The organism is Priestia abyssalis (assembly GCF_002019595.1).
In the GTDB taxonomy this organism is placed as follows: domain Bacteria; phylum Bacillota; class Bacilli; order Bacillales; family Bacillaceae_H; genus Bacillus_BA; species Bacillus_BA abyssalis.
Window position 1 is genome coordinate 3607151 of sequence record NZ_KV917369.1, and the last position, 20133, is coordinate 3627283.

17 protein-coding genes and 2 pseudogenes are annotated in these 20133 nt (G+C 40.2%); 4 read left to right on the forward strand and 15 right to left on the reverse strand.

Going from position 1 to position 20133, the window contains the following annotated elements:
* Window positions 1–134: 134 nt before the first annotated feature.
* Together BK575_RS17365 and BK575_RS17370 are read right to left on the reverse strand one after the other, a co-directional pair.
* Entirely contained in the window at window positions 135–1457 is a 1323-nt protein-coding gene (locus BK575_RS17365) for a CitMHS family transporter (RefSeq protein ID WP_078412050.1), read from the reverse strand.
* Between the two features lie 271 nt (window positions 1458–1728).
* On the reverse strand, window positions 1729–2595 hold the full coding sequence (locus BK575_RS17370) for a LysR family transcriptional regulator (protein WP_078412052.1): 867 nt from the start codon (window positions 2593–2595) through the stop codon (window positions 1729–1731).
* 151 nt (window positions 2596–2746) lie between these two features.
* On the opposite strand from BK575_RS17370, the gene BK575_RS17375 reads away from it, so the two are divergent.
* Both BK575_RS17375 and BK575_RS17380 read left to right on the forward strand, forming a co-directional pair.
* Window positions 2747–3868 carry a 2-methylaconitate cis-trans isomerase PrpF family protein gene (locus BK575_RS17375; RefSeq protein WP_078412054.1) on the forward strand — a complete coding sequence of 374 codons (1122 nt, stop codon included), beginning with the start codon at window positions 2747–2749 and terminating at the stop codon, window positions 3866–3868.
* 115 nt (window positions 3869–3983) lie between these two features.
* Window positions 3984–4628: a response regulator transcription factor gene (locus BK575_RS17380; protein WP_078412056.1), complete on the forward strand. Its 645-nt coding sequence runs from the start codon at window positions 3984–3986 to the stop codon at window positions 4626–4628.
* A 331-nt stretch (window positions 4629–4959) separates the two neighbouring features.
* On the opposite strand, the gene BK575_RS17385 is transcribed toward BK575_RS17380, so the two are convergent.
* Window positions 4960–6080, reverse strand: a protein-coding gene (locus tag BK575_RS17385) for an IS3 family transposase (RefSeq protein WP_139368028.1) whose coding sequence is annotated in 2 segments (ribosomal slippage) — window positions 4960–5831 and window positions 5831–6080 — 1122 coding nt in all. Because the reading frame shifts where the segments join, the coding sequence is not laid out codon by codon here.
* Window positions 6081–6448: 368 nt separating this feature from the next.
* Between BK575_RS17385 and BK575_RS17390 the strand changes: the two genes are divergently transcribed.
* Window positions 6449–6697 (forward strand): HPr family phosphocarrier protein, encoded by a 249-nt coding sequence (locus BK575_RS17390; RefSeq protein WP_078412058.1) that lies wholly within the window; start codon window positions 6449–6451, stop codon window positions 6695–6697.
* A 218-nt stretch (window positions 6698–6915) separates the two neighbouring features.
* On the opposite strand, the gene BK575_RS17395 is transcribed toward BK575_RS17390, so the two are convergent.
* The 12 genes and pseudogenes from BK575_RS17395 to BK575_RS28145 form a co-directional block, all read right to left on the reverse strand.
* Window positions 6916–7113 (reverse strand): hypothetical protein, encoded by a 198-nt coding sequence (locus BK575_RS17395; RefSeq protein WP_078412060.1) that lies wholly within the window; start codon window positions 7111–7113, stop codon window positions 6916–6918.
* A pseudogene (locus BK575_RS17400) lies at window positions 7113–7337 on the reverse strand (iron ABC transporter permease); the annotation flags it as partial. The pseudogene BK575_RS17400 and the gene BK575_RS17395, both read right to left, overlap by 1 nt.
* Before the next feature lie 403 nt (window positions 7338–7740).
* Window positions 7741–7896 carry a DUF1540 domain-containing protein gene (locus tag BK575_RS17410; RefSeq protein ID WP_078412064.1) on the reverse strand — a complete coding sequence of 52 codons (156 nt, stop codon included), beginning with the start codon at window positions 7894–7896 and terminating at the stop codon, window positions 7741–7743.
* 175 nt (window positions 7897–8071) lie between these two features.
* A complete protein-coding gene (locus tag BK575_RS17415) occupies window positions 8072–9877 on the reverse strand; it encodes an IucA/IucC family protein (RefSeq protein ID WP_078412066.1) in 1806 nt (601 codons plus the stop codon).
* Complete coding sequence (locus BK575_RS17420; RefSeq protein WP_078412068.1) at window positions 9864–11075, reverse strand: MFS transporter; 1212 nt, start codon at window positions 11073–11075, stop codon at window positions 9864–9866. The genes BK575_RS17415 and BK575_RS17420 overlap by 14 nt, the downstream gene beginning before the upstream one ends.
* A 9-nt stretch (window positions 11076–11084) precedes the next feature.
* The gene (locus BK575_RS17425; protein ID WP_169907870.1) at window positions 11085–12377 is read right to left on the reverse strand and encodes a lysine N(6)-hydroxylase/L-ornithine N(5)-oxygenase family protein; all 1293 of its coding nucleotides are present in this window, start codon (window positions 12375–12377) and stop codon (window positions 11085–11087) included.
* On the reverse strand, window positions 12356–12961 hold the full coding sequence (locus BK575_RS17430) for a GNAT family N-acetyltransferase (RefSeq protein ID WP_078412072.1): 606 nt from the start codon (window positions 12959–12961) through the stop codon (window positions 12356–12358). Before BK575_RS17430 ends, BK575_RS17425 begins: the two co-directional genes overlap by 22 nt.
* On the reverse strand, window positions 12951–14753 hold the full coding sequence (locus BK575_RS17435; RefSeq protein ID WP_078412074.1) for an IucA/IucC family protein: 1803 nt from the start codon (window positions 14751–14753) through the stop codon (window positions 12951–12953). Before BK575_RS17435 ends, BK575_RS17430 begins: the two co-directional genes overlap by 11 nt.
* Window positions 14731–16260, reverse strand: coding sequence for a pyridoxal phosphate-dependent decarboxylase family protein (locus tag BK575_RS17440; RefSeq protein ID WP_078412076.1), 1530 nt, complete (start codon window positions 16258–16260; stop codon window positions 14731–14733). Before BK575_RS17440 ends, BK575_RS17435 begins: the two co-directional genes overlap by 23 nt.
* A 6-nt stretch (window positions 16261–16266) precedes the next feature.
* Complete coding sequence (locus BK575_RS17445) at window positions 16267–17631, reverse strand: aspartate aminotransferase family protein (RefSeq protein ID WP_078412078.1); 1365 nt, start codon at window positions 17629–17631, stop codon at window positions 16267–16269.
* A 307-nt stretch (window positions 17632–17938) separates the two neighbouring features.
* The gene (ggt, locus tag BK575_RS17450) at window positions 17939–19519 is read right to left on the reverse strand and encodes a gamma-glutamyltransferase (RefSeq protein WP_078412080.1); all 1581 of its coding nucleotides are present in this window, start codon (window positions 19517–19519) and stop codon (window positions 17939–17941) included.
* Window positions 19520–19567: 48 nt separating this feature from the next.
* Window positions 19568–19750 (reverse strand): MFS transporter, encoded by a 183-nt coding sequence (locus BK575_RS28145; protein WP_139368065.1) that lies wholly within the window; start codon window positions 19748–19750, stop codon window positions 19568–19570.
* Between BK575_RS28145 and BK575_RS17455 the strand changes: the two are divergent.
* Window positions 19750–20088 (forward strand): annotated as a pseudogene (locus BK575_RS17455) (Lrp/AsnC family transcriptional regulator); the annotation flags it as partial. The gene BK575_RS28145 and the pseudogene BK575_RS17455 sit on opposite strands and share 1 nt — an antisense overlap.
* Window positions 20089–20133: the final 45 nt, after the last annotated feature.

Below are 20133 nucleotides of genomic sequence, written 5' to 3' on the forward strand. Positions count from 1 at the left end.
CCATTTCTCAAATGTCTTATGATTTTTATACTTTGCATCTCCTAAAAAAATGGGGTTGTCAAAAAATTCAGCCCTTGACTGGATTTTTTGACAACCCCATTCACCTAATAAAATGAACTAATTGAAGATTTTCATTAAAATAAACTAATCGCTCCGGTTAACACCGCAATGATTGTCACACCAATGGAACAAAAAACGGCCCATTTAAATCCGTAACGCTGAAGCTGCCCAATATCCGTTTTGACCATTCCTACCAGCAAAAGCGTTGATGCAACAAGTGGGCTTAAAAAATGTACAGGCTGTCCTAATACGGAAGCTCTCGCAATTTCTACGGGATCTACTCCATAAGCGGATGCCGCTTCAGCTAAAATCGGTAACACCCCGAAGTAATAAGCATCATTAGATAGAACAAATGTAAATGGCATGCTAGTAAGGGCAACGACTATAGGAAAAAAAGAACCTAAAGAATCTGGAATAATGGAAACTAATGAGTTTGCGATTGCATCTACCATTTTTGTTCCAGAGAAAATCCCTGTGAATATACCGGCGGCGAATACTAAAGTTACCACTGTTAACGCATTCCCGGCATGAGCTAGTAAGCGTTCTTTTTGCTGTTCTAAATCAGGATAGTTGATCATGGAAGCCACAACAAATCCTATAAGAAACAATACCGGAACAGGCAATATCCCCATAACCAATACAACCATGACAGTAAGCGTTAGAAGCAAATTGACCCATAATAGTTTGGGGCGTTTAAGGCTCTCTGACAGATCATAAGTTGCAGCTGCTTCAGTAAGATGTGATACGACTGTATCCTTTTGTGTATAATCAATGTCAATCACACCGACTCTTTCCCGCTCCTTCTTCCCGAGAACATAAGCTGTAAAAAGAACACATAAGAGTCCACCGAGCATTGTCGGTAAAAGCGGGATAAAGAATTCGCTTGCATCGAGGCCTAAAGATGTTATAGCTCTTGTGGCCGGCCCTCCCCAAGGAGTCATACCGCTCATAATGCTCAAAGAAAGCAAAGAAATGATGGCCAGGACAAGCGGATTCATACCTAATCGTAAATAAAGTGGTAACATAGCTGAGATGGTAATCATATGAGTAGTTGTTCCATCACCATCTAAAGCGACAGTCGATGCTAATATGGCTGTTCCAATCGTTATTTTAACCGGGTCCCCTTTAACGATACCCAACATTTTTTTAATAAGCGGGTCGAACAGCCCTGCATCTATTAAAACACCGAAAAATAGGATAGCAAATAGTAACAAAGCTGCTGAAGGTGCTACAACCTTTAGTCCTTCGAGCATCATGTCACCAAGGTCAGCCCCAAATCCCCCAATTAACGCGAAAATGATTGGGACTATCGTTAGAGCATTAATTGGAGATAAACGTTTTGACATAATTAAATATGTAAAAACTACTACCATTGAAATTCCTAAGAAAGTAAGAATACTAATCCCTCCCCCTAATATCAGAAACCGCTTACAAATAAATGTGAATCAGATTGAATATTCAGATATATTATTTTTGGCTTTCCCCCTCTCTTTTTGTCATATTTTCTGTTTTAAGATTATTACACATAGATAGATAAGTAAAATATATATTTTTTTGTGTTTTTTGAAAAAAAAATTTATAATCAAGCATATTATGCTTGATTATAAAAAGACGATAGAAGCGGAAAAACTTCCATCGTCTTTTTTTGTACATAAATGTATGCTTGTTTCATTTATTGTCCGCATTTTCATTCAAGAAATCAATAAAGTTTTTAACAATGGATAGTTGCAAGGAATCTTGATTATACATCAGCCATGTATTTCTAAATACAGGTTCTCCATTTTTATAGGACAAGCCATATGTATATAGATTATCGGAAGGCTGCAGGCATATTTCAGGTAAAATCGCAAAACCTAAATCATTTTTGACCATCTCTTTGCACGTCTCTTGCCTGTCTGTTTCCATCGTTACCATGGGAGGGTCTGAAAATCGATCATGCCACCAATCATTGATTAAATTCTTTAATGAGCTATCCGTTTTATAATTAATAAATGGCAATTCAGGTAAACTGTCCATGTCTACTTCCTTTTTAGAAATCAAACATAGTCTTTCTTTATTCAGCAAAGATTTAATTCCATACCACTCGTAATTCCCACGCAATATTCCTAATTGTACACTGGAGGAATCAAGAAGGTTCATGATATCCGTACTCCAGCCTGTATTCACATTAAACTGTACATGAGGGTATTGTGTTGAAAACCCTTTCAATATTTCAGGCAGCTTATACTGGGCGAAGTTGCTTGAGACCCCTAGTCTAAGCGTACCTCTCACTTCTTTTTGCATGTTCAGCATATAATCTTTTGTTTTTTGCAGTTTTCTTATCATTTCCTCCGAGTAATTCGCTAAATAAATCCCTTCAGAAGTAAACTCGATTCCCCCTTTTATCTTAAAAAATAGGCTGGTTCCAAACTCTTTCTCTAAATTTTTAAGTCTATAAGTTAATGCCGGTTGAGAAATATATAAACGTTCTGCTGCGCGGCTAATGTTCCTTTCTTCATATAGGACTTTTACAGCAATCCAATCTTTTTCGTCCACCCTTTATAACTCCCCCTTAGTTAGATTATAAGTTTTTTTATTGGATTTCCAAATAAATTATCTATTTTACTTATGACTAACTCTATCATACTATATTTTCAAAAGCACCGGTACTTTTTAGAATAAAAATGTAGAAAAGGTGGTTAACGGGATGAAAGTTCCAGTAGTTATTATGCGAGGCGGTACAAGCAAAGGCGTGTTTCTCAATTTTGAGCATATGCCAACGGATCGTTTACTTTGGGAAGATTTTTTATTGGATATCATGGGAAGTCCGGACCGCAGACAAATTGACGGGCTCGGTGGAGCAAACTCATTAACGAGTAAAGCAGCTATTATTAAAAAATCTGATTTAGAAGGCATTGATGTGGAATATACGTTTGCGCAAATAAGTATTGAGAATCAGCTAGTCGATTTTAAAGGAAATTGCGGCAACATCTCATCAGCAGTAGGACCTTATGCCATTGAGCAAGGCTTAGTGCCGGCACAAGAACCCATCACAACTGTAAAAATATTTAATAGCAATACTCAAAAAGTCATTATAGCGGAAGTGGAAGTGGAAAATGGACAAGTGAAAACGGAAGGCAGTTGTTTCATTCCCGGTGTTCCCGGAACAGGGTCGCCTATTTACCTTTCTTTCACCCGCGCAGAAGGAGCAGTAACCGGAAAGCTCTTCCCGACTGGAAACCCTATCGACATAATCCAAACATCCAAAGGCTCCATACCTATCTCTATTATTGATGTTGCAAACCCACTGGTCTTTGTGAAAGCCCAAGATATCGGTCTTATCGGAAATGAATTGCCGCATGAATATTCTCAGGAAAAACTGCAAGAACTAGAAGAAATAAGATCTATAGCAGCCGAAATGTGTGGGTTTGTCAATAGAGCAGACGCAACAAAAAAATCTCCTGCTGTTCCAAAAATGACAATTGTTGCTTCGCCTATGGACTACGTTGATATGACAGGAATCGAAAGAAAGGCTTCCGATATGGATCTTGTCATCAGAATGATGTCCATGCAAAAACCGCATCAGGCCCTTGCTATTACAGGTGCGATTTGTACCACTGCCGGCGCTTTCTTAAAGGATACGATTCTATCAGATATTGTAACCGTTCATCAAGAAATTCTCCGTTTAGCCCATCCCGCGGGTATCATGCAAACCAAAGTAGATTTACTTGCGGGACACATTAGTGCTATCAAGGTCGTACGTACAGCAAGAACCATTTTGGATGGGTATGTTCATACCAAGAGAAACTATGAATTAGTCTATAGTTAAGATTGATTGAATTTTAGTTAAACTAAACAAAAAAAGGTCAACAAAGCGCTTTTCAAAAAGAGAGGTCTATCTTTGTACTTTATCTTCCTAAAACATGAAATGGAGAGGAATACACGTGTTAAAAGTTGCTATTGCAGAAGATGATTTTCGGATAGCCCAAGCTCAAGAACAGTTTTTATCACGCATGAAAAACGTAAAAATCGTAGGGAAAGCACTGAACGCAAAAGAAACAATGGACCTTCTGAAAAAAGAGCCAATTGATTTGCTTCTATTAGATATTCATATGCCGGACGAACTCGGAGCGGAATTATTGCCAAAGATTCAAGTTTGCTTTCCAAATGTTGATATTATTATGAGTACAGCCGATGGAAATAAAATGTGTAATTATTTGATTAAACCTGTAAAACTGGAAAAGTTTGTTGATACCATTGAACATTGCAAAAAAAATAATCAACAATTGAATAGAGATAGCAGTGCAGACCGATCATTAATTGATATCTATTTTGGAAGCTTGAAAGGAATGGATGTACATCCGAAAAACTCACTCTCAGGGGTTGATCCGGTAACCTTACAAAAAATAAAAGAAATTATAGAAGATTTAAAAGGCGGCATTACAGCAGGAGAAATGGGAAAAAAGATAGGTGCTTCAAGAACGACAGCCAGAAGATATTTAGAATATTTGGTTTCAATTAATGAGTGCACATTAACGTATGAATACGGAATTGTCGGGCGTCCGGAACATAAATATTACCGCACTTAAACAATGGTTCTGATTAATGATAGGCCTTTCTCCTTTCAAACATCTTTAGACGGGTTTACATAATGGTATTACCACTCAACTAGAAGATAAATATTGAGATTTCGATAACCAAATAAAATGGTTGGTCTTAATATCAGTTCTATTAAACTTCTTGTTGATTTTCACCATTTTTGACTCATTCATTCGAAAAGACTCATTTGAATAACAAGTTATTTTTAGTGGGAGGAATTATTCATGTGGATTATTACTGCCTATTCAAAGGAAAACAACATTAAAATATTTGAGTTCAACACAGAAAAAGAAGCGAGAGAAGTGGTATGTCAACACTAAACTAGACAGATTTTTTAAGGTGTTCAAGTTTATAATTAATTGGACTTACATAACCAAGTGTCCCATGAATTCGGATGTGATTAAACCAGTGGACATAGTCATGTAGTTCTCTTGTTAATTCTTCTAAACTCTCAAAATGTTGACCTTTCACAAACTCTGTTTTGATGATTTTAAACGTTGCTTCAGCCACAGCGTTGTCATAGGGGCAGCCCTTCATGCTTAATGATCGTTGAATGTTAAACGTCTCTAACGCATCGTCCATTAGCTTATTTTTAAACTCATTCCCACGATCCGTATGGAAAAGCTGAATGTTACGGAGATCACCCTTGATGGAGGCGAAGGCACGATAGACGAGTAACGCATCTTTGTTCGGACCTGCGCTGTAACCCACGATTTCCCGATTAAAGAGATCGACAAATACACATACGTAATGCCATTTTTGTTTGACTCTTACGTACGTTAAATCACTTACGAGCGCTGTCATCTCTTCTTCTTGGTTGAACTCGCGGTTTAGTTCGTTCTTCTGTTCGGATTCGTTACAGGATTTCGCATGTGGTTTAAATTGAGCTATGGTGTAAGTAGAAACAAGGCCCTGTTCTTGCATAATGCGTCCAATTCTTCGTCTAGAAACGATGCGCCCACGCTTTTTTAATTCAACTTTGATTTTGCGTGTTCCATAATTTTGACGACTCGCTTGGAAAATATCAATGACATCTGAGGTCACGTCATCTACGGCTGCTCTTTCCCTAGATTCATAATAGTAGGTGCTTCTAGGCAGTTGTAGGACTTTGCACATTGCTGATATCGAGTATTTATGTTGATTGTTCCTGATCACATTTACTTTCGTCCTAGTATCAGCGCGGCTTGCTTTAAAATATCGTTCTCCATTTGAAGCTGCTTAATTTCTTTGCGAAGTCGGTTCAATTCCTGTTGCTCAGGGGATAGGTTCTCTTTTTCTTTGAACGATCCAGATGTCTGGCTTTGATTCACCCACTTGTCCAATGACGAGGGTGTCAAATCATACTCCCGGATGATGTCCTTTCTTGGTTTTCCATTAAGATAGAGCTGCACGATTTGTTCCTTAAATTCAGCTGTAAATGTTCGTCGAGCTTTTTTCGTCATAGTAGATTCTCCCCTGTAGTATTTCCTGTATTCTACTTGACCTTATCTTTTCTGTCCAACTCAGTGTAGCCTATCCAGAAGCTTTCAGATATATCCAGGGTTACAAAATTCTTTCCGAAGTTATTTATTTGAACGACCATTCTTTGACTTTAGCGGGCGTTTGAAGTTTTACTTAGAGTAACTAAAGTACATTTTCAATTAAACATACTGCCGGTTTTATTTTTCTCATTATCAAAATCATATTTTATCTGCATTCCACTGAGTTGAGTAGATAAGCTACAAAAAGATAGAATTGCAATTTCGATCTGGAGCCTTGTAAGTTGATTTATGGAACATTTACGACACTTTAAGAAAGGGTTGATATTGATATGCCGTTTAATAAAGCTTTAGTCAATGCAGTTTTAGAAATCAGCGAAACAGCTAACAAGTTCCAGTCAAGTGTGGTGATTAGAACAGATACCCAAAACATAGACGCCAAAAGTATCCTCGGTTTAACCTATACTGTACTTAGCTCCCAAACATTCAAACTTGAAATTCATGGCCTGGATGAGAAAGAGGCAAAAGCAGCAATGACCCATATATTCTGGAAAAACAAGCTTCCAGTTGAGGTGATATAAGGAGAGCACGAGTAAAGAACATCCTTTTGGGTGTTCTTTACTCATGCTCTTTTGTTCTCTCCAAAATGCTTCTTTTTTAACGTGTTTCTTCCTAATTATATATATCTTTATTTTTTACATTTTTTATACTTCCCGATCCACGCACAAAAGAAGCTCTTTTTTAGAGTATCTGCTGCACCCTTTTCATGAAGTGATTTTGCCTCATCTTGTTCACTGCATTAAGCCCCACTTCTTTTCTGTTTGTTTTTAATCGGGCAATTTCCACAATAACCGATTCCTTCAACGTCTTTTTCTAATTTATAATAGTGCTCATTTTTATCATCCCTACTATAAATCTTGATTTTTTTACCGATAAGTAAAGTTTTCATAATAAAAAGCCTTTCAACCTGCCCTAGCAAGGCCTCTTGTAATAACATTACTTATTTCGATTTCTATATAATAAGTAAATAAAAAATGGCGCCTCGATTCCAGCCGTAAATACGCCGTCAGGAATATCGAGCGGTAAAAATGCTGTCCGTGTAGCAACATCGTCTCCTAATTCTTTAACACTAACAGTACTGGCTGCCAAAAATGTGAGAGGAATAAAAATAAGAAGCCATGGAAACATCGCATAAACATCCTGCCAATTGGCGCCATATAGTGGTGAAATAGATGCCTAATTAAGTCAATTAAAATGGCATTTATTTTATCATTTTCTAAAATTTTAAAATTAAAAAATTAGAAAATGATTGTTTCCATTATTTCATATACATATATAAAAACATAAGAAAAGAGGGAGATAGCGTGCTAACAGTGTGCCCCAAACATGTGAAGGAAGGGATAAATGGTCTTATCATTCCTCATGTAAAAAAAATCGAAGGTGGCTATACATATTCCTGTCTGTTTTGCCATCAAAAAGCGGAAATACAAATTTTTTATTCCATCCCTTTTTCGAAAGTGCATAGAAAAAATAAAAAAATTTACAAATCTGAATGAAAATGATATTTATTATCAATACTATGATTAATAAAGGGCAACCAACGTGATGGTTGCCCTAAAGAAAATTAAATCTCTGGTGCAAATGTTTTGCAATCTGTTTCTTCACTATTGGATGCCTGCTTGCCTTTATGGCTGACTACATAAATTGCATCTGCATTGCATTTGTTTCCAGAGCCCCAAAATTTACAGTTATTCACTTCACAAAGAACATCTTGTGCCATCGTATCACACCTCCTCTTTTGTTATTATTAACAAAATTGAGATGGGTGATACTTTCTTTTTTTGTTGCCATTGGCCTTACTAAAGTTTCATGGCACGGCCTTTCAGAAAGATGACTCAAAAAGACTTCTTTTTACCATTTTAGTCCATTCTCTTTCGAATCCTTTTTTCTTCCTATTAAATAGTTGTTTGAACTGCTACTTCATAAAGGGCATTCGCCACTTTTCCATGCTCGCTCGCATGCGGACGGTCATCTCCGTCTTCATAGCCATAATCAAACATGCGGTTTCGGTTAAGCGTCAACTTCGTGAAAGTCGGGCGCAATAAACTGAACAGCTCGAATCGTTCTTGTAACTCTGGAAATCTTTCTTGATATGAAAGAATTTCCTTACGAACAATGCTCCAGAAGCGTTTCTCAGAAAACTGTTCGTTCTCTTCTAAAATGCTGCTTAAATAACGGAAGTGGCAAATGAATAATCCAGTGAAAATAAACTGCGTTAATCCTTCAGGCGGCTCGCTGCGCAACACCTTTTTCAACTCAGCAGACAATTCAGCCAGCTCCGGCAGCTGCTGATCGCTAATGTTTACATCATCCACAAAGTCCTTCATAATAATGCGTTCAGGTGTGTAATCTTTTAGGACAAGCACCGTATTTTGGCCATGCGGTGAAAAGACGGTACCATATTGATATAAACAATGAAGCAATGGAGGTAAAACGGCGTTCGTCAATTTATGAACCCACTGCTCTACCGTCAACCCTGATTTTTCAATGAGCTTTGATACAAACGGAGTTCCTTCATGATCTACATAAAGAAGTGCCGCCAATGTGATTGCATGCTCCCCTTCTTGAAGCTCTTGATAAACACTTTCCCTCCATACGACACCAAGCATTTCCAAGTATTGATAAGGAGCACCTTTTAGTTGATGGAATGTACGGTGATTGACATTCATCGTTGCTACTTCTCCCAACAGCCCAAGGCGGCATTCTTCTTTTAAAAACGGATCGTTTTCAAGGATGTTTTTCATAAATGCCGTTACTTCAGGTGCGATGACCGTTCTTTCCCCTGGCAGCCCTCTGTACACAAGCGTGTTTAAGATACTCATCGGCAGCTTGACATGATATTTCTCTTTATTCGTGACATTGACGAATGTGCGAATCGATTGCTGCGGAAGATAATCATCTTCTCCTTCTCCCAATGGAATGATTTCTTTTTTGGCAATCTCTGCAGCAAACATGGAGACAATCATGTTATTCCATTGCCATTCATGAATTGGCATGAAATAGTAATCTGTTTCCGATACTCCAAGCGCCTGAAGCCTTTTTCCAAAGCGATCGCGTTTCTCTTCCCCCAATTCTTGGCCGATGACCTGTTCATACGCCAAGCCATCAATGGAATGAAATGTGCCGAGATTTCGATGGACGGCAATCCAGGATAAGTTCACCTTCTTTTTTTGTTCGGGTGCATACTGCACATAATCATCATATCCAAAACCGATTCGGCCTTTGTTATAGGTAATCCACGGGTGTCCCGTCATTTCCCCCTCCAGCTCTGCATAGTCAAGTTCCGTTAATTGATCGGAGGATTTGGCTTTTTCCTTCAAATGGGTATCTGCTACAAGTGTATGCAAATATTCCTTCACTAAGTGGCCTGCTGTTGAACTAGTCATCTTGCCTTCTTCTTGAATGCTTAATAAAAGAGTGAGAGACAACGGGATATCAGTTTCTTCTATTAATATGACGTCAATGCTCTCCTCCAACACTTGAAAGCTGTCAAATAAACGGGGCTTTGCTTTAAAGCGATATACTGTTCCCTTTTGATCACGCCATTCATACGAGTGAACGCCCCCTTCTTCCGAAAGCAGTGCCGGTGCAATAATTTCTTCATACATAAACTCTTGAAGCATTTTCGCTAAAAGCTGCCGGTCTGTTTCCTGCCAGGCTTTTTCTGTTAACATATGTAGAGGTGTTTCACAAATTTTCATGATGGTCCACTTCCTTTTTCAATTGATATGATGGTTTGAAAATAGTAATAAAATATAAGCTCATGCATACAGCCGCTCCGATCAAAAGTAACCCGCCCAGCAAAAATGGGCCTTGAAAACCCGTGCGCTCAACCATCATCAAAGCGGTCATCGGCGCAAATAACAAAGCGATATTTTGTACGGACGAAACAAGACTGTACGAAAGCGGCGATCTCTTTCCAATGCTCGTTTGAAAGAAAAAAATATCGATCGCTGCCAAGCCAATAAAAAAGCATGCTCCGTAAAGAAGGCGAATAAAGCTAAATAACCAAATATGTTGTGTGAGTACTTGTATGAACAGCAAACATCCAGTGACAGCCATTACACCAAGCAGGATAATTTTTATATGCGAATGAAAATACCGCTTAGGGAGCAATAGCTGCAGGACAACCGCCGTCATGCTCGGCATGACATAAAGCAAGCTGGACACCTGTGTTGTAATGGAATAGCTATTTTCAAGAAATACCGTAAAGTAAGGTCTGATTGCATGATGCCCTATGAAAAAAAGAAACACGATGAGGAGATAAAGAAGGAACTCCCCGGACATTTTTGTACGCTTGAACGATTCTCCTTTTTTCCTAAACTCTGTAGCTCTTGAAATCGCATTATTTTTCGAGAACATGAAGAAGCTTAATAGGGCAAGAATGAGATCTGCTCCTGCAAACATGTAATAGCTATTTAATGGCATCTCTTGCGCAATGGCATAACTCCCTGCAAGACCTGAGATGATGACACTCCCATGAAACAAACATAAGTAGAAGGTAGTTACTTTGACCTTTTCTCCCTCATTCTTGCTTGTGGCAACCAGGACTGGGTACAACAAATAAATACTGCTCTGAAAAACTAGTAAAACAAGCGAAGTCATTAAAAATTGTGAAAACGTATCAACCATCGGAAGAACAGCTTTACAAATCCCCATTATGATGAGGGCAGACGGAACGATCTTTTTCAGGTCCCACCTTTGGGCGAGCACAGCCCATACTGGTGTCAATACAATGACAACAAGACGGCAGCAAACAATGAAGAGGCTTGTTGCTTGCACCCCATCCATCTGAAAGTAATCGGAAAATAGCTGTGGATAAAAGGGCGATAACAGCATTTCCGAGATCAATGTAACGAGCAAGCAACTATATATAAATCCCTTTTCGCCCTTCGTCATTTCCTTCTCCTACAGCCCGAACTGTTGAAATACGTTGTTTTTGTATGTTTGATACACTTCTTTTCCGGCTATCTGGTTAATAATGGTCGCGTTCCGAAATGCCCCAAGTCCTAAATCAGGCGCCCCTACACCGTGCGTATGAAGCTCCCCGTTTTGAACAAATAAATGATGTTGAGCTTCCGTGTTTAATTTCACTTTATAATCTTCTTGAATGACAAGCTGACCATCTTCATCCCACTCAACTATCTCCTTTATTCCATTTAGGCAATCCGGGATATAAGGATGGTAACCGGTCGCCAAAATGACCGCATCGCTTTCCATCTGTTTATGCTCTTCCTGTTCATGCTGGTAAAGTGATAAAAGATAGCCGTTATTCGATTCTTCGATGGACGCCATCTCGGTTAATGCCTGCAGATGAACGTCCGGTTCTTTGTTTCCGACAGTCCGCTCATACAATAAATCATAAATATCGCCAATCGTATCAAAACTGATTCCTTTGTATAACAGAGCCTGATTGTTTAAAGCGTGTTTCTTCTTTTCTTTCGGCAAGTGATAGAAATAACGGGTATAATCAGGCGAGAAATGCTCGAGCCCAAGCTTCGAATATTCCATTGGATAAAAACCCTTGGATCTTGTGTACCACGACAATTGATAATCGTGATCAGGCTGTTTGGACAATAAATCATAGAAAATTTCAGCTGCACTCTGTCCGGAACCGATCACGGTAACCGAATTTGCTTTCAAGGTATTTTCCCGCTTGTTCATATACTGAGAAGAATGAAAAACGCGATCACCGAGAACGGATTGAAATTTTTCAGGAACGTATGGCCTCGTTCCAACTCCTATTACCACATGTTTGGCGTAATACGTTTTTTGCTCGTTTTCGCCAGCGGAAAAAACGGTAACGCGAAAATGGCCATCTTCTGTTTTTTCAATATTTTTTACTTCGCACTCAAACTGAAGCTGCGGCAGTTGTTCTGCTACCCATTGACAATAATGATTGTATTCTGTACGCGGGATATGAAATTTCTCAAAAAAGTAGAAATGGTACAGCCGCTTTTGCTCATGCAAATAATTCAAAAAGCTGAAACGGCTCGTCGGATCAACCATTGTCACTGTATCTGCCATGAAGGGCACTTGCAGTGTCGTTCCTTCCAGCAGCATACCCGGGTGCCAATCAAAGCGGGATTTTTTATCAAAAAACAATGAATGGCAGTCCGTTTTTTCAAGTAATGCTGCCAATCCGAGATTAAACGGACCGATTCCTACTCCAATGACGTCTAAAATTTGTTCGTTTGCCAATCTGTCCACCTTCTTTCAAACCCTTTCCGTTCACATATCATTAGTAAACCTGTTTTATCGGGCAACTCGACCTCCTTGACAGGTTGAAAGCCGCATTTTTTAAACACATGAATCATTTTTTCGTTTCTTATATCAGGTTCTGCGACAATTTTTTGTGTTTCCATTACTTGAAATTTTTTATGCAAAATGGTCATCAACAACGGATATATGAGCCCTTTTCCTAAAAACTCTCTCGGGCCGATCAGCAGGTGAATCCCCTGGTCGTATTCATCAAACTCATAATAGTTCCCGATAATATCGCCGCTCACCCAATATGACTCCCAATAGCTCATGGGCACCCCATCAAGTTCACCGATCAAGAGTGTTTGATGATCATCCTGCAAAAATTTCTGTAAATGGGCTGTATACTGTTCCCATGAAATATTTAACTTCCAAAAGGGAATTACATGCTCCTCTTGCATCCATGAATGAAGCCGCTCTAAATCTCCTTCCATGCTTACGCGGCGAAATGAAATCGTCTTTTTGATTACGGCATCATACCGTTCAAACGGATATTGCTGTTGAACAAAGGTTTTAGACTTCATGCAGTTCACCTGCCGCCACAGCCAGAGGATTCGTAACATGAACATATACCGATTGAGTTTCAAGAGACCCGACAAGCTCATCCATATCGTGCACCCGCGTCAGTAAATTGGCTTTGCATGGTAGCTTTTCTTCATCTAACAAAGAGTTTAGCAGGTTCGTATGGTCGCCTAACTGCTTTTTAAAGTCAGCCAGTTCCTCTCTCATCATGGACAGTAACCGGTGTTCATCGACCAGCCCATTGACACCAAAGGCGTTGATCAAGCCGAATAAATGATTGAAAAAGACATAATATCGGAAACGCTCTTCTGCAATCGCGTCAGAACATATCGTGTCACTTTTTTCATTCAAAGTCGGAACGAGCTGTTTTAAAGCTTCAGCCTTTGATTCCATAAAATAATAGCCTTGATTGTCACGATAATAAAAGGTATCAGGATATCCTTGTTCATCAAGTTGGATAATGGAATTTTGCTGATGGGCTTCAAGCGCGATACCATATGCAGCATACAGCCAGTACAACGGTCGCAAGCTTACGCTTAAATAACGTGAAAACCATTGCTCGCTTGCCCGAGCAAGTGAAATCTTTTCTCTTTCTGCTATATCATGAATGATGTTCGCTAAGTGAGAAGCCTCTCCTGTAATATGGTCCTGGCAAAGCGCCGCAAGCAATGTTGTCCGTGAATCGTTCCCTTCTTTAAATGGATTTTCACGGATGACGACTTCAAATCCCGTTTCTTCTATATCAAGCTTCAACGTAATATAAGCAGGATCTTCAATTATGCGGAATGAAGGATGAGTTTCTTCAAACTTTCCAGAAAGCTCGCCTTGAAGCAAGCGGCTCACTTCTACTCCGCGATCAAGCTCTTTTCGCTTATTGATACGCAGCGAATTGGTAATTTTCACAGGAATCGAAAACTTGTACATAAAGCCAGCTTCTGGATGATACACTGTCCGAACAGAAGAGGTCGGATAAAACTTTCTTCCGCTCGGGCCTAAATAATCGAGTTTTCCTGATTGAATGAGTTCACACACATCCTCCCGTCCTAACAATTTTCGTGCTTGCAGCGGATGAACGGGGATGAGTGAAAAGTCATCTTCCTGGCAATACTTTTCTTTAAATGCTTGCGTAACGAATGGATCTTTCTTTAATTCTTCCTTTATCAACATGGAAGCGTTTTGGGACAAAATCGAATCTTCCTCGACAATATCATGTACAGCCCGGAAATAATGGAGCTGGAAAGCCCCTTTTCTCTCCGGCGCAAAAATATGCTCTTCATCTTCATCGATTCCTTGACGGCTTTTCGGCGTCGGATGGACTTGATGTCCGATTAACAAGGACTGCTCTGATTGAAGAAACGTTTTTTCCGTTTGATAGCATTCTTCCAAATCATTGCTTCTCTCTGCAATGATTCCTTTCATATTTTGATAGCTTAAGATCGTTCGAAGCATAAGCTCATCGGCCTGTACAGGCTTATCGGATGTGAGGGAGAATTCTTTTTGCATGAATGCCATTAATGTAACGTAATCAAGCTCTTTCGCTTCATCGTTCTTGATTTGATAATACATAACCGGTGAAAACAAATGACGTTCTGTCACCGATTTATATCGAACCGGAATGTATAATGTGACAGACTGCTGTTCAAATGAAATGACCAACACTTGTTTGATGCTTTCATCTTCTAATGGAACAGAGACTTCATCAGCAAGCTTCCACTCGCCTTCCCCTGTTTCTTTCACATAACAATTGATCAAATTTTGCATGGTAAGATGATTAGTAATGAACGGAATATTCATACCGGACCTCTCCTTGTTCTTTCTCTATTTTTTCCCCAGCTCGCTTCATTTGCTCTATATGTGTTTTCATATTGCCTATCGTATTGAGAGGATTGAGCATTGTAAACTTCAAATACACTTTGCCGGCTTGCTTCGTTTTGGCCATAATCAGTTCACCGCTTTGATAGAAAGAGCGCTGAAGCTCAAGATTGATTTCATCCACATATGACTGGTCTTCCCGATGATCTGACGGCAAGTAGCGAAACAATACGGCATTGAGCTCAGGCTCATTCAGCACCTCAAAGCACGCTTCATTTTTTAGCAGCTTCGCCGTTTCTTTTGCCAGATTGATCGTATAATCCACCATCTCTCCAAACAAATCGCTTCCCATCAATTTAAAAGTCATCAATAGTTTCAAAGCATCAAACCGTTTCGTTGTTTGGACGCTTTTTTCCACTAGATTTATAATGCCGTCTTCCTGATCTTCTTCAGGATTCAAATAATCGGCATAGTAGGAAATTTGCTGAAAATCCTGTTTATGCTTGACAAAAAAGGCACCGCAGCTGATTGTTTGATAATAAAGCTTATGAAAATCAATTGTGATGGAATCAGCTAAGTGTAGGTCACGAATTAGACCGCTATATTGATGCGAAAACAATAAAGCTCCTCCGTAGGCGGCATCAATGTGGAACCATAATTGCTCCTTGGCTGCCAGCTCCGCTATATCGCTTAAACTATCGATGCTTCCAAAATCGGTGGTTCCCGCGGTTGCCACAACCATAAAAGGAAGAAGTCCTTGTTGTCTTAGCTGTTCGATTTTTGCTTTTGCATCCTCTACACAAAATTGATTTTTATCATTTGTCGCCACTTTGATAACGGCATTCGTTCCCAATCCAAGCTGAGCCGCTGATTTTTGGACGGTAAAATGGGCGTGCTCAGAACAAAGAATTCGTAATTTTCTCGCCTCGGCTGGAAGTCCTTCCTCTTGGACGCGAACCGCGAAGTTCGTTTGGCATGCTTTGTTTCGGGCAAGCAGCACCCCCATATAATTGGATTGTGTGCCGCCGCTCGTAAAGGCACCGTCCGCTTCCTGCGAATAACCGATATGCTCCGTAAAAAGCTTGATTAATTCCGCTTCAACATAAGTGGCAGCAGGGCTTTGATCCCATGAATCCATCGATTGGTTGAGCGCATTAATGATCACTTCAGCGGCAATAGACGGAAGCAGCGGCGGACAATGGAGATGTGCCATGGCAGAAGGGTGAGAAATCCATAAAGAATTTCTCACGATGACGTTTTGAATCTCTTCCATCACAGCATCAACCTTCTGCCCCGCAGCCGGGATGGTGATCATTTCTTTCACCGCTGCTTCAATCTCTTGACGCGAGGCTCCCGAAAAAGGCTGATTGGCCCTCATTGTTTGGTCAGCAACTAACCCGACAGCTTGATTCATAAGTGTGTGGTACATATTTTCGCTTTTATCGCTGGCATGTAGAAACCATTGTGCAAAGTTCATGTTCAATTCCATCACCTTCTACCGTAATCCCAATTGAGACTCAGCACTTATGATCGCTTCCTGGAAGCGCTGCAGCACCTCATCGATTTGTTCTTTTGAAATAATGAGCGGCGGAAGTAAACGAATGACCGTGCCAAAACGCCCGCCAACCTCTAAAATGACTCCGCGATTAAAGCATTCCTGTTGAATTTTTTTCGCTAGTTCAGAATAGGCAGGATAGCTTCCCAGTTGGTTTGGCTGTTTCGTTGGATTAATGATTTCAACACCAATCATAAGTCCCCTGCCTCTTACCTCTCCGATTGAAGACACTTGCTTTTGAATCCCTTTTAACTGAGTCATCACGTATGTCCCCATTTCATTTGCGTGTTCCGGCAAATGGTTTTCCTTTACAAAACGTAACGTTGCTTGGCCGGCAGCCATCGCCATTTGGTTTCCTCGGAAAGTCCCGATGTGCGTTCCAGGTTCCCATTGATCAAGGCGGCGATCGTAAACAACAACCGACAGCGGCAGGCTTCCTCCTATTGCTTTTGATAGCACAAGAACATCGGGCTCAATGCCGGCATGCTCGAACGCAAACATTTTTCCTGTGCGGCCGATGCCTGTTTGTACTTCATCGATAATCAGTGGAATGTCGCGTTCTTTCGTAATGCGGCGAAGTTCTTTTAACCACTCGATCGGGGCCGGAATAGAACCTCCTTCACCTTGTACCACTTCTACGACGATGCCGGCCGGCTTGACAATTCCGCCTTCTGGATCATCTAATAAGTTCTCAATATATGTAGTTCCAATGCGATGCCCCTCTTTCCCTACACCAAATGGGCAGCGGTATTCATATGGATACGGAAGGAAATGAGCATCCGGTACAAGTGCGTGAATATTCTTTTTTGGCCCCAGTGTTCCGGTAATACTCAATGTACCATGGGTGGAACCGTGATATCCCCCTTGGAAAGAAAGAATGGATCGATTGCCGGTTGCCGTTTTCACCAGCTTTAAGGCAGCTTCTACTGCATCAGCGCCTGTTGGGCCGCAAAAATGGATTTTTGCTTTTTCGGCAAATGACGGCGGTAAAGATGCAAACACCTCATCAATAAATGCTTCTTTGACAGGTGTAGTCAAATCAAGTGTATGTAAAGGGATGTAGGATTGTAGAACTCCTTCAATGGCTTCGCGGACAATGGCATGATTGTGACCTAACGCCAATGTGCCTGCTCCTGCTAAACAATCGATATATTGCTTTCCATCCATATCTGTTACATAAATGCCTTCTGCTCTTTGAATGGCAAGCGGCAATCTTCTCGGATAGGATCTTGCATTTGATTCCCTTTTTTCTTGCATGGATAATAAGGCTTCGTTTCCTGAACGAGTTTGAACGGTTGCTTGCATAATTCAGCACTCCTTTTTTTTGAAAATCAACATTATTATGTTATTTTGTCATTCTGATATGTTCAATTTAATATTTGATAATGATTTTCAATATCAGATTACATCAAACAGAATAATTGATAATGATTATCAAAGTCAATATAAAAAGAGAAAAATATGAAAATTTACCCAAAATTTAAATTGTCATGAACTTTAAAATACGTCCTATAGCAATAAAAATATACTTAACTGAATTTGATAGACTCATAGAAAAAACGCTATTCTTTCTGCTCCATACACAAAAAGAATAGCGTTTTTTATTTTCACGTTACCAGCCAATGGCAGCTCCATCGCTCCGAGGATCCACTCCGCCGTGCAGAAAGCCTTGATCATCAATTAGAATGGCATTAGCATGGCCCATGACTTTGTCGACCTCGTTGACTTTTTTCACGATATGGCCTGCTGCCTCCAGTGCTTTTGCCACTTCCGGATCAATTCGGCTTTCTATCTTCAGCTCCTGTGTTGCCTCTCCCCATGTTCTTCCCCATACAAATCTTGGCTCATTAATCGCCTTCTGAGGATTCATATTATAGTCAATCATTCGTGTAATCATGACCGTTTGTGTTTGCGGCTGCCCTTCCCCCCCTTGTGTACCGTATATGATGAAAGGCTTTCCGTTCTTGCATGCCATGGCAGGCATAAGAGTATGAAAAGTTCTTTTTCTCGGTTCCAAACAGTTAACATGCGATGGGTCAAGCGAAAAGAAAGAACCACGGTTTTGCATGAGAATGCCTGTATCTCCTGCTACTACACCCGATCCAAATTCAAAATAAAGACTTTGAATGAACGATACAGCATTCCCCTCTTCATCCACCACCGCGGCATGGGCAGTGTCATTCCCGATAGGCTGCGTCATTACATCATTTGCTTTATGAAGATTGATGGATTCTGCCATTTCTTTTGCATATGTCTTGCTTAACAATTTCTCTAAAGGGATTGAAGAAAAATCAGGGTCTGTTAAGAATTGATTCCGGTCCTGGAAACTTCTTTTTAACGATTCTATCAATATGTGATAATATTCATAAGAACCATGACAAATGGTACTTAAGTCATAATTTTCTAATATATTTAAGGCCATTAATCCGACAAATCCCTGCGAATTAGGCGGTACTTGAAACAGAGTATATCCACGGTAGGAGGATGATAAAGGCTCAACCCACGATCCATAGTGATCAGCGAAATCCTCCATTTCCAGCAATCCGCCTTTTTCTTGAAGACTCGATACAATCCGTTTAGCCATTCCTCCTTTATAAAAGTGATCCCGGCCTTTTTCGGCAATCTCCTTTAATGTAGCAGCCAAATGCGTCTGGACAAATTTTTCGTTGATCCGAGGGGCACGGTCTTGCAGCAGAAAAATGGACGCTGTGTCGGGCTGTTCCTCAAATAATTTCATATTATGCAGCGTGTTTACATATTGATCTTTTGAAAAAGGAAACCCAAAAGAGGCATACTGTATGGCAGGTTCCAGTACATCGGCTAATGACAGCCTTCCATACTCCTTCAATACCGCATCCCAACTGTCAACCATCCCCGGAACCGTAATCACACTTTGGATTCCGCGGGTAGGAATGGACGTTTGGCCACTGAACTTTTCACGCGTTACTCGATGGCCTGATCGTCCGCTTCCATTATAGGCACGTACTTTTCCATCACTCTTTTTATACATCAGCCAAAAAGAGTCTCCTCCAAGTCCTGTCATATGAGGATAGACAACAGCTAAGCAGGCACTCACCGCTACGGCAGCGTCAAAAGCGTTCCCTCCTTTTCGTAAAATGGCATTTCCAGCTGCAGATGCTAAATAATGCGGACTGACGACCATCGATTTTGTTCCTACGATTGCTTCCTTCATAGCACGTTTTCCTCCCCTGATTCGTAATTCTTTTTGATGAACAAAAGATCATGATATAAACGCAAAATACGTCCCTTCTCCTAATCCCCTTAAAACGCGCATCATTAAAAACATGACAAATGTGGTCGCTGTTCCGCTTAAATAGGTTGCTACTCCAAATAATATGTAATCAAATACCAATACTTTCACTCGTCCGAATTTGTCAGCTAAAAAATCAGTGGGAATTTGCATCAGTGCAGATGCGAATTAACAACTTAACGGAAAAAGGTGTCATCGAAAAATTCACGACCGTTATTAATCCCATCAAAATCGGTATTCATGTATCTGCTTTTTTTAGCGTGGAAGTAGAACCGAAATATTTGGAAACAGTGGCCGAGCAACTTGCCAACGAACATTCCGTCACGAGCTTTTATCACATGACAGGGCCAAGCAAATTACATATGCATGGCATTTTCGCAGACAATCAGGAAATGGAAGTAGAAAAGCTCTATCCACTGCAAGGAGTTGTCAGCGTGGACTGCCAAACTCTCATAAAAAGGTATAAAAGCCGAATGGGAATGAAGTTATAAAGGAGGAGAAAAGGATGGCTATTTCATATAAAGAGTTCCTGGAAA